Consider the following 13456-nt stretch of genomic DNA (forward strand, 5'->3'; position numbering starts at 1 on the left):
CCGCGGCCCCTGTTGCATGGAGCGCCGCGATGACTGCCGTTCCCGCTTTCGACGATGTGCCCGCCGCGCAGGTTTCCCCGGTCGCGCGCCTCGTCGCGCCGGTGTTCCACCGCCTGCTCGACCGGATCGACGCGGGGCTTGAGAGCGGCGGCATAGACGCGCACTTGCCCGACGGCACCCGTCGGCTGATCGGCGGTCGGGCTCCGGGGCCTTTGCCCATCGTGACCGTGCACCGCTGGCGCGCGCTGGTTCGGCTCGCAACCGCGGGGTCGGTCGGCTGGTACGAAGGCTGGGCGGCAGGCGACTGGTCGAGCCCCGATGCGGTGCCGCTGTTCGACCTGTTCATGCGGAACCGCCGCTCGCTCGGGAGTTCGGCACGGTCGGGCGGCGTGGCGCGGCTGGCAGCACGCGCGTGGCACCGGATGCGGCGGAACGACCTGACCGGATCGCGCAAGAACATCGCCGCGCATTACGACCTCGGCAACGACTTCTACGAGACGTGGCTCGATCCTAGCCTGACCTATTCGAGCGCGATCTTCGCTGAGCCGATGGAAGATGCCGAACCGCATGAGACGGCACAGGCGACCAAGCTGCGTGCGATCCTCGACCGGACCGGCGCGCGGGCTGGCGACACTATCCTGGAGATCGGCTGCGGCTGGGGATCGTTCGCCGAGATGGCGGCGCGTGTGGGGGTCGGCGTGCACGCGCTGACGCTGTCGACCGAGCAGAAGCGGCAGGTCGACGATCGGATCACGGCGGCGGGGCTCGACGGTGTCCGCGTGGCGCTGACCGATTACCGCGACGTCACCGGGACCTATGACGCTGTGGCAAGCATCGAGATGGTCGAGGCGGTCGGCGAGGAATATTGGCCGGTCTATCTTGACGCGATCGCGCGCGCGCTGAAGCCGGGTGGGCGTGCTGCGCTGCAGTATATCTCGATCGACGATGCGATCTTCGACTCCTATTCACGGAGTGTCGACTTCATCCAGCGTTATGTGTTTCCGGGCGGGATGCTGTTGTCCGAGCCGCGGTTTCGCGCGCTGGCCGAGGCGCGCGGGCTCGCGTGGGAAGACCGGCGCGGGTTCGGGTTGCACTATGCCGAGACGTTGCGGCGGTGGCGGGTGGCGTTCGACGCGGCGGTTGCGGAGGGGCGGCTGCCGGCACGGTTCGATGCGCGGTTCGTGGCGTTGTGGCGTTACTATCTGATGTATTGCGAGGGCGGGTTTCTTGGCGGCGGGATCGATGTCGCGCAGGTTACGCTGGTAAAGCGCTGACGTTTTCCTGCGGACGCCGGAACCCAGGGTAACGGGCCGTAGCGGTTGTGACCCTGGGCTCCTGCGTCCGCAGGAGAACGGTTAGGCCACCCGCTCGAAATGCCCCGCCTCGAAGCCTTCGATCGCCAGCGCAACGATGCGGTCAGCCACGACCGCCGGCTCCTTCACCGAATTCGGATCCTCGCCCGGGTAAGCGCGCGCACGCATCTTGGTCCGCGTCGCGCCGGGATCGACGATCGCCGTACGGATCGCACTAATCTCGGCCATCTCGTCGCCGTACGCGCCGAGCAGCGTTTCGAACGCAGCCTTCGAAGCACCGTATAGGCCCCAGTACGCGCGAGGCTTGCGGCCTACGCTGGAAGTCACGCCGATCACTCTGGCCGACTTGGCCTTCTTCAGCATCGTGTCGAACGCCGCGATCAGCGCCGCCTGCGCACTGACGTTGAGCGTCAGGACTTGCGCCATCTCCTTCGGATCGATCGCCGGCACCGACGACAGAGAACCGAGCATCCCGGCATTCAGCACGAGGATGTCCAGTGCATCCCAGCGGTCGCCGATCGCCGTCGCCAGCCGCGCGATGGCTTCGCTCTCGGCCAGATCGAGCGGGGCAATCGTCGCCGAACCACCAGCGGCGTGGATCGTCGCCTCGACCTCTTCGAGACCACCCGGCGTGCGCGCGGTCAGGACGACGTGCGCGCCCTTTGCCGCCAGTGCGATCGCAGTCGCAGCGCCGATTCCGCGGCTGGCACCAGTGACCAGCGCCAGCCGGCCTTCGAGAGGCTTGTCCGTCATATACGCTCCGCGAGTATCAGATGACGCGTTCGGCGAGCATCGCGAACTGATCGACTTCCGAGCCTTCGTCATGGTCGGTCAGCGTCGTCGGGTAATCCCCGGTGAAGCACGCATCGCAATATTTCGGGCGGACATCCGCGCGCTTCGCCTCGCCGAGCGCCTTGTACAGGCCGTCGATCGAGATGAAGTTGAGGCTGTCGGCATGGATGAAGCCGGTCATGCCACCGAGATCGAGCTTGGCGGCGAGCAGCTTCTCGCGCTCGGGCGTGTCGACGCCGTAGAAGCACGAATGCCGGGTCGGCGGGCTGGCGATCCGCATATGGACTTCGGCGGCACCGGCCTCGCGCATCATCTCGACGATCTTGAGCGAGGTCGTGCCGCGAACGATTGAATCGTCGACGAGGATGACTCGCTTGCCCTTGATCAGCGCGCGGTTGGCGTTGTGCTTGAGCTTCACGCCGAGATGGCGAACCTTGTCGCCGGGCGAGATGAACGTGCGGCCGACATAATGCGAGCGGATGATCCCGAGCTCGAACGGGATGCCCGACTGCTGTGCATAGCCGATCGCCGCCGGCGTGCCCGAATCGGGAACCGGGATGACGAGGTCGGCGTCGACCGGCGATTCGATCGCGAGCTGCGCGCCGATCGCCTTCCGGACCGAATAGATCGAGTGATCGTCGACGATCGAATCGGGGCGCGAGAAATACACCCATTCGAAGATGCACGGCCGCGCCGCCATCGGCGCGAACGGGCGGATCGAGCGGATTTCGGAGCCCTGGACGATGACCAGCTCGCCCGGCTCGATCGCGCGGACGAAGGTGGCACCGACGACGTCGAGCGCGACCGTCTCGGAGGCGAAGATCACCGCGTCGCCGAGCTTGCCCATCACCAGCGGCCGGATGCCGAGCGGATCGCGGCAGGCGATCATGCCCTCCGGCGTCATCACGATCAGCGAATACGCGCCTTCGATCTGCTTCAACGCATCGATGAAGCGATCGAGCAACGTCCGGTAGTTCGAGGTCGCGACGAGGTGGATGATCGTCTCGGTATCGCTGGTCGACTGGAAGATCGAGCCGCGGCGGACGAGCTCGCGACGCAGGCGCATCGCGTTCGAGATGTTGCCGTTATGCGCGATCGCGAAGCCGCCGGTCGACAGCTCTGCATAGAGCGGCTGGACGTTGCGCAGCGCGGTCTCGCCGGTCGTCGAATAGCGGACATGGCCGCAGGCGACGGTGCCCGGCAGCGACCGGATCACGTCGTCTCGGTCAAAATTGCCCGCGACATGACCCATTGCGCGGTGCGTGTGGAAATGCGCGCCGTCGAAGGTCGTGATGCCGGCGGCTTCCTGGCCGCGGTGCTGCAACGCGTGCAGCCCCAGGGCTACGAGCGCGGCCGCGCCATCGGTGGCCGAAACGCCGAACACCCCGCATTCTTCGCGGAGTTTGTCGTCATCATAAGGGTTTGTCGTCAGCATGCCGGTTCTCACGTCGTGCGGAAGCTGCCCTATACGAGCGGATCGCCGGCTTGTCGCCTGTTTGTAATAACATTGCGCGCCGCTGGTCGCATCGCGGCGGGTTTCGGGTATATCAGGGGCATGACACACAGCCGCGACACGGGCCTGACGCTCGATCCGAAATTCGATTCCGCCGGGCTCCTGACCGCGGTCGTCACCGATCGCGTATCGGGCGACGTGCTGATGGTCGCGCACATGAACGCGGAGGCGCTGGCGGAGACGCAGGCGACCGGCGAGGCGCATTTCTGGTCGCGGAGTCGGGAGAAGCTCTGGAAGAAGGGCGAGACGTCGGGGAACGTGCTGCGTGTCGCCGAGCTGCGGATCGACTGCGATCAGGATGCGGTATGGGTGATCGTCGATGCGGCGGGGCCGGCGTGCCATACCGGCGAACGTACCTGCTTCTTCCGGCGGATCGAAGGGGGCAAGCTGGTGCCGGCAGAATGAAGCGCGTGCTGCTGTTCGCGCTCATGCTCGGCGGGTGTGGGCGCGAGCCAGCGACCGCGGTGGCGAACAGCGCGGGCGCTCGGCTCGAGGCTGCGGCGGAGACGGCGGGGATCGTGCCCGACCCGAACGCGCCGCTACAAGGATCATGGGCGCGCGATACGGACCGGGTCTGCGTCGTCGGTACGGAAAAGACCGCTCGGATCGGGATCAGCGTCGACTATGGCGAGGACCAGGCGTGCGCCGCGTCGGGAACCGTGGAGCGGGCAGGCGATGCGCTCAAGCTCGCGTTCGGCGCCTGCAAATTCGACGCACGCTTCGACGGCGATCGGATCGTGTTTCCCGCCGAAGTCCCCGAAGCCTGCGAGACGCTCTGCACCGGCCGCGCCTCGCTCGCGGCACTGACCGTCGACCGGCTTAGCGAGTCGCGATCGGAGGCCGCGACGCTACGGTCGACGAAGGGAAAGTTGCTCTGCGGCAATTGACGTTGACGTAAACGAGAGTTATTTCCCCGGGGATGGCGACACAAGCATCCCCTCGATTGCAGGCGACCCCGCAATCCTATGCGGTGATCGAGCCGCGGCATGATCGCGAGAGCTTCACGATCTCCGACCTCTCCGCCGAGTTCGACGTCACCGCGCGGGCCCTCCGGTTCTACGAGGACGAGGGCCTGATCGCGCCCGAGCGTCGTGGGACTCAGCGCATCTATTCGCACCGCGACCGCGCGCGTCTCGCCTGGATCCTGCGCGGCAAGCGCGTCGGGTTCAGCCTCGGCGAAATCCGCGAGATGATCGACCTTTACGATCTCGGCGATGGCCGCCGCGCGCAGCGGCAGGTCGTGATCGAGCGCAGCCAGGCGCGGATCGCGCTGCTGACCGCGCAGAAGCGCGACATCGATCTCGCCATCGACGAACTCACCAGTTTCGTGGCCCTCCTCGAAGTGAGCCGCGCCCAGGACAACCAAGGATAAACCATGCCCCAGTATACGCCCCCCGTTCGCGACACGCGTTTCGTCCTCGAGCATGTCGTCGGCCTCGATCGGTACAATAACCTCCCCGGCTTCGATGCGGCCTCGCCCGACGTCGTCGACGCGGTGCTCGAAGAAGGCGGCAAGTTCGTTGCCGAAGTGCTGTTCCCGCTCAACCTGTCGGGCGACCAGCAGGGTTGCACACGGCATGAGGACGGCTCGGTGACGACGCCCGACGGCTTCAAGGAAGCGTATAAGCAGTATGTCGAGAGCGGCTGGGCGACGCTCGGCAACCAGCCCGAATATGGCGGGCAGGGGATGCCGCACGTGGTGTCGACCGCGTTTCAGGAATACATGATCTCGTCGAACATGGCGTTCGCGATGTACCCCGGGCTCACGCACGGCGCGATCGCCGCGCTGATCGCCAAGGGCTCGGACGCGCAGAAGGCGATGTACGTGCCCAAGATGGTGTCGGGCGAATGGGGCGGGACGATGAACCTGACCGAGCCGCAGTGCGGCACCGATCTCGGCCTGATCCGTACCAAGGCCGAGCCGCAGGCGGACGGTTCGTACGCGATCACCGGCACGAAGATCTTCATCTCGAGCGGTGAGCATGACCTGACCGAGAACATCATCCACCTCGTCTTGGCCAAGACGCCGGGCGCGCCGGACAGCTCGAAGGGCATCTCGCTGTTCGTGGTGCCGAAGTTCCTGGTGAATGAGGACGGTTCGCTGGGTGCGCGCAACGGCGTCACCTGCGGCTCGATCGAGCACAAAATGGGCATCCACGCGAATTCGACCTGCGTGATGAACTATGATTCGGCGACCGGCTGGCTCGTCGGCGAGGAGATGAAGGGCCTCGCCGCGATGTTCATCATGATGAACGCCGCGCGTCTCGGCGTCGGTCTCCAGGGTCTCGGCGTGGCGGAAGTCGCCTACCAGAACGCCGTCCAGTATGCGCAGGATCGTCGCCAGGGTCGCGCGCTGACCGGGCCGAAGGAGCCGCAGGAGAAGGCGGACACGCTGTTTGTGCATCCCGACATCCGCCGCATGCTGATGGAGGGCAAGTCGCTGACCGAAGGCCTGCGCGCGCTGATCCTGTGGACCGCGCTTCAGGCCGATCTCGAGCATCATGCCGAGACCGAGGAGGAGCGCCAGCTTGCGGGCGACATCATCAGCCTGCTGACCCCGGTCATCAAGGGATACGGCACCGACATGGGCTATGCGATCGCGACCAATGCGCAGCAGGTCTATGGCGGCCACGGCTACATCGCCGAATGGGGCATGGAGCAATATGTCCGCGATGCGCGGATCGCGATGATCTACGAGGGCACCAACGGTGTCCAGGCGATGGATCTGGTCGGCCGCAAGCTCGCGCAGAATGGCGGGCGCGGGATCCAGGCGTTCTTCAAGCTGGTCGCGGACGACGTGGCCGCGGCGAAGACCGATCCGGCGACGGCGGTGTTTGCCGAGGCGCTGGAGAAGGCGAACGGCCAGCTTCAGGCGGCGACAATGTGGTTCATGGCGAACGGCATGAAGAACCCCGAGAACGTCGGCGCCGGCGCGGTCAGCTACATGCACCTGATGGGGATCGTCGCGGTCGGCACGATGTGGCTGCGGATGGCGGTCGCCGCGACCAAGCTGAAGGCGGCGGGCGAGGGCGAAGCCGCGTTCCTCGACGCCAAGCTGGTGACCGCGCGTTTCTACGCTGAGCGGATTCTGCCGGATGCGGGCGCGCTGCGTCGGAAGATCGAGGGCGGGGCGGAGTCGCTGATGGCGCTGCCGCCCGAGATGTTCATGGCGTCCTGATACGGGGCTGCCTTCTGCCCCCCTCCCTGGAAGGGAGGGGCAGGGGGTGGGTCGGTTTCTGTATATCCGAACAGTGGCGGCTCAGGCGGGCCGACCCACCCCCAACCCCTCCCTTTCAGGGAGGGGGGCAGGTTGCGCTCTTACTTCGGCGTTGCGGCAGGTGTCGGTAGTGTTGTTTGGAGAGGCGTGACAACCACCGTCTTCCGCCGCACCCCGTTCAATTCGGCACCCGCCGGAGCAGTTGGCGCAACGGCGGCAGGCACCGGCACAGCCGTCAGCGTCGCCTGAACCTTCATGCACTGCGTCGGATCGGCGCGCTTGAACTGGCAACAGTTCCACAACGACTTTTCGTAATTGCTCGACCGATCACGCAAATAACTGAAACCCAGCGCGCCGGTCTGGGCGGGTGCCAGCGGAAGCGATGTCGCCGCCTTGCTGCCATCCGTCCACGCCATGTATCGGCAGAACGGCTTGTCCCCGCACGCCTGTGCCGCGAGCGCAGTAAGTCCGTCCGCGGTCTGGTTACGGGGCAGAGCTACGAGGATCGTATCGCCATCGACTGGCACCGCGGGAGCAGGTGTCGTCTCGGTAACGGGTGCAAACCCCATCGCGATCGACGCCTCCGCCAGCGCGGCATCCGCCTCAGCCAACGCAGCGCCGGTTTTGTGCGCATCCGACAGCTCGGCGAGCTGCGCGATGACCGGCTCGACGGTCTCCGGGTGACGGCCGAACGCAGGCGGCGTGCCCCACCAGCCCGACCAGCGGAAGAACAGGTGCGTGTTCACCGCGGTGATTTTGTCGAGGCTGGACTGCCAGTACGGCACGACCCAGTCGGTATGGTAATGCGTGGCGTAGCCGACCTGCTTGAACACCGCCCCAGATAGCGACGCCGCAGCCACTTCGCGCGCGCGACGCCAGGCATCGTCGGTCGGGTGCCACCGCGTGAGCGCACCGTCACAGCTGAAGCTGAACTGGCAGCCGGTCGAACGGTCTTGCCCTTCGAACACCACGCCGCACACGGTCTTCGGAAAGGCCGGGTGGCGCAGGCGGTTGAGCACGACCTGCGCCACCGCGCGTTCGCCGAGCGTGTCGTCGCCGGCCTCGTAGAGGATACCTGCCGCCATGCAGTCCGTTGCGCGCGCCAGATCCTCCGGACCGCCGGCGAAGCGGAACGGACGCGCCGCCGGGTTGGGATCGGTCGAGAACGGCACGGTCGCGTTGAACGCACGCGCGTCTTCGGGGCTGAGATCGACGAACTTGACCGGCTCGACCTCAGGCACTTCGGCTTGCGGCACGACCCGGCCCGCGGGCAGCTTTACCCGCTTCGAGGCGTGGACGATCGTGGGCGGGTTGGCGACGACCAGCGCAGGCCCGACGATCGCCAGCGCGGAAATGCCGACGAGGATGGCGCGCAGCACCGTGGTGCCGCGCGCGGAGAGAGGTGGCGTCACTGTTCGGGCAGGAAGTCCGGGACCGACAGATAGCGCTCGCCGGTGTCGTAGTTGAACCCGAGAACCCGAACGTTGTCGGGCAGATCGGGGAGCTTCTGCAGGATCGCTGCGAGCGTCGCGCCCGAGCTGATGCCGACCAGCATGCCCTCTTCGGTCGCCGAGCGCCGCGCCATGTCCTTGGCCACCGCGGCGTCGACCTCGATCACGCCGTCGAGTGCCTGCGTGTGGAGGTTCACCGGGATGAAGCCCGCACCGATGCCCTGGATCGGGTGCGGGCCGGGCTGGCCACCGGCGATCACCGGCGACGCGGCGGGCTCGACCGCGTAGACCTTGAGCGACGGCCATTCCTTCTTCAGCGCCTCGGCAACGCCGGTGATGTGGCCACCCGTACCGACGCCAGTGATGATCACGTCGATCGGCGTGTCACGGAAGTCGGCGAGGATTTCCTGTGCGGTCGTAGCGACATGCACGGCGATGTTCGCAGGGTTCTCGAACTGCTGCGGCATCCACGAGCCGGGCGTCTGCTCGACCAGTTCCTTCGCGCGCTCGATCGCGCCCTTCATGCCCTTCTCGCGCGGGGTCAGGTCGAAGGTCGCGCCGTAGGCGAGCATCAGGCGACGGCGCTCGATCGACATGCTCTCGGGCATGACGAGGACGATCTTGTATCCCTTCACCGCGGCAACGAGCGCGAGGCCGATGCCAGTGTTGCCGCTGGTCGGCTCGATGATCGTGCCGCCGGGCTGGAGGTGGCCATCCTTCTCGGCCGCCTCGATCATCGCGAGCGCGATGCGGTCCTTGATCGAGCCGCCGGGATTCGAGCGCTCGGACTTTACCCAGACTTCGGATTCGGGGAACAGCTTCGACAGGCGGACGTGCGGCGTGTTGCCGATCGTATCGAGGATCGAGTTGGCCTTCATGGCTTGGCTTCTCCGTGTTCGGGTTCGGTCTCTAGGATCTCTGGGGGATCAAAGGTTTTCGCGCGGCCTAGTTCCGGGAACAGTCGCGCCCAGCCGATCGTGATCGCAATAGCACCGACGCCGCCGAACACCACTGCACCGACCGGACCGAGCAGCGACGCCATCACGCCGCTCTCGAATTCACCGAGTTCGTTCGAGGCCGAAATAGTGAGCTGCGACACCGCGCTGACGCGGCCGCGCATCGCGTCGGGCGTGTGGAGCTGGATCAGCGACTGGCGGACATAGACCGAGATCATGTCCGCGCCGCCCGCGACGATCAGCGCGACGAGGCTGAGGACGAAGGCGGGCTGGACGGGAATGCCGCCGATCGTACCGGGCGCAATTCCGAGCAGGTTTACGATCGGCGTAGCGATGCCGAAGGTCAGGATCGCGAGCCCGAAAACAACGACGGCGATCAGCATTTTCACGCCGACGTTGGTGCTCATCGGTTGGACCGAGAACCAGATCGCCGTCACCGCCGCGCCGATCCCCATGCCCGCGGCAAGTACGCCCAACCCTTGCGAGCCGACGTGGAGGATGTCGCGCGAATAGACCGGGAGCAGCGACGTCGCGCCGGCGAGCAGCACCGCGAACAGATCGAGCGTAATCGTCGCCAGCACGAGGCGGTTACGGCGGACATAGGTGAAGCCCTCGATGATGCGGGCGAGGGGGCGGTGATCGGTCTGCGCGGCAGGCTGAGGCACCGGGCCGATCAGGAACATGAAGAGGAGCGCGACGACGAACAGGATCGTCGCGACGCCGTAGGCGACCTCCGGGTGGATCGCGTAGAGGAGACCACCGACGCTCGGGCCCGCTATGGTGCCGACCTGCCAGGCGATCGAACTGATCGCGATCGCGGTCGGGAGAACCGCGCGGGGGACTAGGTTGGGGGCGAGCGCTGAATAGGCCGGACCGGAGAAGGCTCGGGCGACGCCGAACGCGACCGCAGCCACAAACAGCACGCCGAGCGTGAGGTGGCCGGTCCACGTCAGCAACCACAGGGTCGCGGCGGTGAGCACGAGCAGCGCGGTCGTGCCGCGGACGATCCAGCGGCGGTCGAAGCTGTCCGCGACGAGGCCGGTGATTGGGGTAAGTAGGAACAGCGGCACGAACTGCGCGAACCCGATCATTCCGAGCATGAAGGCGGCCTGACGGATGTCCATCGTCTCGCGGGCGATGTTGTAGACCTGCCACCCGATTACGATCGACATCGCGCTGACGGCTATGGTGCCGGTGAAGCGGGACAGCCAATAGGCGCGGAAATTGGCGATCCGTAAGGGATGCTGGTGGGGGTCTGCGGTGGAGTCCATTGCGGTTGGCTTTAGGCTTGGGTGAACGGGCAGGGCAACCGGAGCTTTGCTTGGGGTAGGGATAGTGACTCAGTCGCACGTAAGCTTGTTCTCCCGCGAAGGCGGGAGCCCAGACTGGGCTCCCGCCTTCGCGGGAGAACAAGGAGGCAGGGGTGTCCTATCTGAGCAACCGGCTCGTCGCTACCGTTCCCCCGTCACAACACCACCACCCCGGCGAAGGCCGGGGCCCAATTGGGGGACGGCGCCAACTGAGCGATGCGCGTCGTTACTACAACCTTACCAATTGGGCCCCGGCCTTCGCCGGGGTGGTTTGCTCGTGCGGTAGGGCTCGCGCGAAGTACCGTACCCCCAACCCCAAGCCCCCAAACCGACATACCCCAGACGGGAATTGATGTTCCGCCCCGTCCGCGCCTATAGGCTCCCTCAACTCCCCTACGGAAAACGAGGTTTCCCACATCGTGGCCAAGACCCCCCCACCAGCACGCGCAATCGCCGAACCGCCGATTACGAACCGCGAACGACCGGCCGAACCAAAGCCGTACGAAGCGTCGAAGGACGAACTGCTCGAAATGTATCGGCAGATGCTGCTGATCCGCCGTTTCGAGGAAAAAGCGGGCCAGCTCTATGGCTTGGGCCTGATCGGTGGCTTCTGCCATCTCTACATCGGTCAGGAAGCGGTCGCTGTCGGCCTGCAGTCCGCGCTCAACGGCGAGACCGATTCGGTGATCACCGGTTACCGCGATCACGGCCACATGCTTGCCTACGGGATCGACCCGAAGGTGATCATGGCCGAGCTGACCGGCCGCAATTCGGGGATCTCGAAGGGCAAGGGCGGGTCGATGCACATGTTCTCGACCGAGCATAAGTTCTACGGCGGCCACGGCATCGTCGGTGCGCAGGTGTCGCTCGGCACCGGCCTCGCGTTCAAGCACAAATACTCGAACGACGGCGGCATCTGCATGGCCTATTTCGGCGATGGCGCCGCGAACCAGGGCCAGGTGTACGAAAGCTTCAACATGGCCGAGCTGTGGAAGCTGCCGATCATCTTCGTGATCGAGAACAACCAGTACGCGATGGGCACGAGCGTCAATCGCGCCTCCGCCGAGGACCAGCTGTACCGCCGCGGCGAGAGCTTCCGCATCCCCGGCATCCAGGTCGACGGCATGGACGTGCTCGCCTGCCGCGGTGCCGCCGAGGAAGCGCTGGCATGGGTCCGCGCGGGCAAGGGCCCGGTCATCCTCGAGATGAAGACCTATCGCTATCGTGGTCACTCGATGTCCGATCCGGCCAAGTACCGCACGCGTGACGAGGTGCAGGCGGTTCGCGACAAGTCGGATCCGATCGATCACATGAAGAAGCTGCTCGACGCTCAGGGCGTGACCGAGGCGGACCTCAAATCGCTTGAACAGGAAATCAGGAAAATCGTGAACGAAGCCGCCGATTTCGCCGAGCAGACCCCGGAGCCGGATGCTGCCGAGCTCTACACCGACGTCCTGGTGGAGAAGTACTGATGGCGATCGAGATCAAGATGCCCGCGCTCTCCCCGACGATGGAAGAGGGCACGCTGGCCAAGTGGCTCGTCAAGGAAGGCGACAGCGTCAAGTCGGGCGACATCCTCGCCGAGATCGAGACCGACAAGGCGACGATGGAGTTCGAAGCGATCGACGAAGGCACGATCGGCTCGATCGGCGTCGCCGAGGGCACCGACAACGTGAAGGTCGGCACCGTCATCGCGACGATCCTCGAAGAGGGCGAGAGCGCGAGCGACAGCAAGCCAACCGAGGCACGCTCCGGCGATGCGGCCAACGCCGCGCCGAAGGAAACGCCGTCGGACGACAAGGCGCCACCGGTTCCCGAAGGTGCTTCTCCCGCCAAGGCCGAGAGCGGCACGCAGCAGCTCGTCGCGTCCGCCGAGAAGGTCGGCATCTCCGACCCGGCGATCCCCGAGGGCACCGAGATGGTCAAGACGACCGTCCGCGAGGCGCTTCGCGATGCGATGGCCGAGGAAATGCGCGAGGACGACCGCGTCTTCGTGATGGGCGAGGAAGTCGCGCAATATCAGGGCGCGTACAAGGTCACGCAGGGGCTGCTCGACGAGTTCGGCGACCGTCGCGTGATCGACACGCCGATCACCGAATACGGCTTTGCCGGCATCGGCGCGGGCGCGGCGATGGGGGGCTTGCGCCCGATCGTCGAGTTCATGACCTTCAACTTCGCGTTGCAGGCGATCGACCACATCATCAACTCGGCCGCCAAGACCAACTACATGTCGGGTGGCCAGATGCGCTGCCCGATCGTGTTCCGTGGTCCCAACGGCGCGGCGTCGCGCGTGGGTGCCCAGCATTCGCACAACTTCGCGGCGTGGTATGCCAGCGTCCCCGGCCTAATCGTGATCGCGCCGTATGACGCGGCGGACGCGAAGGGCCTGCTCAAGGCCGCGATCCGCACCGAGGATCCGGTCGTGTTCCTCGAGAACGAGCTGATGTACGGCCGCAGCTTCGACGTTCCCAAGCTCGACAACCACGTCCTGCCGATCGGCAAGGCGCGGATCGTCCGCGAGGGCAAGGACGTGACGATCGTCAGCTACTCGATCGGCGTCGGCATCTCGCTCGAAGCCGCCGAGAAGCTTGCCGAAGAGGGCATCGACGCGGAGGTCATCGACTTGCGCACGCTGCGCCCGCTCGACACCGAGACGGTCCTGAAGAGCCTCGCGAAGACCAACCGCATGATCATCGTCGAGGAAAATTGGGCAACCTGCTCGATTGCCTCGGAGATCGTGTCGGTGGTGATGGAGCACGGCTTCGACGACCTCGACGCGCCGGTGCTGCGGGTCACGAACGAGGACGTGCCGATGCCCTACGCGGCGAACCTCGAAAAGCTGATGCTTGTCGACGTCGCGAAGGTCGTCACGGCGGTGAAGAAGGTCACGTACAAGTAAGACTA

At 65.9% G+C, this 13456-nt stretch carries 12 protein-coding genes; 7 read left to right on the forward strand and 5 right to left on the reverse strand.

What is annotated here, in order from left to right:
* The first annotated feature begins 29 nt into the window (after positions 1-29).
* The gene (locus IFT67_RS00540) at positions 30-1274 is read left to right on the forward strand and encodes an SAM-dependent methyltransferase (RefSeq protein WP_192144634.1); all 1245 of its coding nucleotides are present in this window, start codon (positions 30-32) and stop codon (positions 1272-1274) included.
* A gap of 81 nt (positions 1275-1355) precedes the next feature.
* Here the strand turns inward: IFT67_RS00540 and IFT67_RS00545 are convergent, their stop codons facing one another.
* Together IFT67_RS00545 and purF are read right to left on the reverse strand one after the other, a co-directional pair.
* A complete protein-coding gene (locus IFT67_RS00545) occupies positions 1356-2066 on the reverse strand; it encodes an SDR family NAD(P)-dependent oxidoreductase (RefSeq protein WP_192144635.1) in 711 nt (236 codons plus the stop codon).
* Positions 2067-2082: 16 nt separating this feature from the next.
* Positions 2083-3540 carry an amidophosphoribosyltransferase gene (purF, locus tag IFT67_RS00550; protein ID WP_056058607.1) on the reverse strand — a complete coding sequence of 486 codons (1458 nt, stop codon included), beginning with the start codon at positions 3538-3540 and terminating at the stop codon, positions 2083-2085.
* 120 nt (positions 3541-3660) lie between these two features.
* Here purF and hisI point away from each other — a divergent pair, with 120 nt between their 5' ends.
* The 4 genes from hisI to IFT67_RS00570 are packed head-to-tail and all read left to right on the forward strand — an operon-like array spanning position 3661 to position 6796.
* Complete coding sequence (gene hisI / locus IFT67_RS00555; protein ID WP_192144636.1) at positions 3661-4023, forward strand: phosphoribosyl-AMP cyclohydrolase; 363 nt, start codon at positions 3661-3663, stop codon at positions 4021-4023.
* Positions 4020-4505 carry a hypothetical protein gene (locus tag IFT67_RS00560; protein ID WP_192144637.1) on the forward strand — a complete coding sequence of 162 codons (486 nt, stop codon included), beginning with the start codon at positions 4020-4022 and terminating at the stop codon, positions 4503-4505. The genes hisI and IFT67_RS00560 overlap by 4 nt, the downstream gene beginning before the upstream one ends.
* Before the next feature lie 32 nt (positions 4506-4537).
* Positions 4538-4990 (forward strand): MerR family transcriptional regulator, encoded by a 453-nt coding sequence (locus IFT67_RS00565; protein ID WP_056049049.1) that lies wholly within the window; start codon positions 4538-4540, stop codon positions 4988-4990.
* A gap of 3 nt (positions 4991-4993) precedes the next feature.
* A complete protein-coding gene (locus IFT67_RS00570; protein WP_192144638.1) occupies positions 4994-6796 on the forward strand; it encodes an acyl-CoA dehydrogenase C-terminal domain-containing protein in 1803 nt (600 codons plus the stop codon).
* Between the two features lie 140 nt (positions 6797-6936).
* On the opposite strand, the gene IFT67_RS00575 is transcribed toward IFT67_RS00570, so the two are convergent.
* From IFT67_RS00575 to IFT67_RS00585, 3 genes are read right to left on the reverse strand one after another with little or no spacing between them, the layout of a single operon-like run.
* Entirely contained in the window at positions 6937-8247 is a 1311-nt protein-coding gene (locus tag IFT67_RS00575; RefSeq protein ID WP_342450522.1) for a cell wall hydrolase, read from the reverse strand.
* Positions 8244-9164 (reverse strand): cysteine synthase A, encoded by a 921-nt coding sequence (gene cysK, locus IFT67_RS00580; RefSeq protein WP_056048760.1) that lies wholly within the window; start codon positions 9162-9164, stop codon positions 8244-8246. The genes IFT67_RS00575 and cysK overlap by 4 nt, the downstream gene beginning before the upstream one ends.
* Complete coding sequence (locus IFT67_RS00585) at positions 9161-10513, reverse strand: MFS transporter (RefSeq protein ID WP_192144639.1); 1353 nt, start codon at positions 10511-10513, stop codon at positions 9161-9163. Before IFT67_RS00585 ends, cysK begins: the two co-directional genes overlap by 4 nt.
* A gap of 458 nt (positions 10514-10971) precedes the next feature.
* On the opposite strand from IFT67_RS00585, the gene pdhA reads away from it, so the two are divergent.
* Together pdhA and IFT67_RS00595 are read left to right on the forward strand one after the other, a co-directional pair.
* A complete protein-coding gene (pdhA, locus tag IFT67_RS00590; protein ID WP_056048766.1) occupies positions 10972-12024 on the forward strand; it encodes a pyruvate dehydrogenase (acetyl-transferring) E1 component subunit alpha in 1053 nt (350 codons plus the stop codon).
* Positions 12024-13451, forward strand: coding sequence for a pyruvate dehydrogenase complex E1 component subunit beta (locus IFT67_RS00595; protein WP_192144640.1), 1428 nt, complete (start codon positions 12024-12026; stop codon positions 13449-13451). Before pdhA ends, IFT67_RS00595 begins: the two co-directional genes overlap by 1 nt.
* The last annotated feature ends 5 nt before the right edge of the window (positions 13452-13456 follow it).

This window comes from Sphingomonas sp. CFBP 13728 (assembly GCF_014841895.1).
GTDB lineage: Bacteria > Pseudomonadota > Alphaproteobacteria > Sphingomonadales > Sphingomonadaceae > Sphingomonas.

Bases quoted from the DNA above. Each gene is read 5' to 3' on its own strand.
- IFT67_RS00540 (WP_192144634.1), top strand. From the start codon at position 30: ATGACTGCCGTTCCCGCTTTCGACGATGTGCCCGCCGCGCAGGTTTCC.
- IFT67_RS00545 (WP_192144635.1), bottom strand. From the start codon at position 2,066: ATGACGGACAAGCCTCTCGAAGGCCGGCTGGCGCTGGTCACTGGTGCC.
- purF (WP_056058607.1), bottom strand. From the start codon at position 3,540: ATGCTGACGACAAACCCTTATGATGACGACAAACTCCGCGAAGAATGC.
- hisI (WP_192144636.1), top strand. From the start codon at position 3,661: ATGACACACAGCCGCGACACGGGCCTGACGCTCGATCCGAAATTCGAT.
- IFT67_RS00560 (WP_192144637.1), top strand. From the start codon at position 4,020: ATGAAGCGCGTGCTGCTGTTCGCGCTCATGCTCGGCGGGTGTGGGCGC.
- IFT67_RS00565 (WP_056049049.1), top strand. From the start codon at position 4,538: ATGGCGACACAAGCATCCCCTCGATTGCAGGCGACCCCGCAATCCTAT.
- IFT67_RS00570 (WP_192144638.1), top strand. From the start codon at position 4,994: ATGCCCCAGTATACGCCCCCCGTTCGCGACACGCGTTTCGTCCTCGAG.
- cysK (WP_056048760.1), bottom strand. From the start codon at position 9,164: ATGAAGGCCAACTCGATCCTCGATACGATCGGCAACACGCCGCACGTC.
- IFT67_RS00585 (WP_192144639.1), bottom strand. From the start codon at position 10,513: ATGGACTCCACCGCAGACCCCCACCAGCATCCCTTACGGATCGCCAAT.
- IFT67_RS00595 (WP_192144640.1), top strand. From the start codon at position 12,024: ATGGCGATCGAGATCAAGATGCCCGCGCTCTCCCCGACGATGGAAGAG.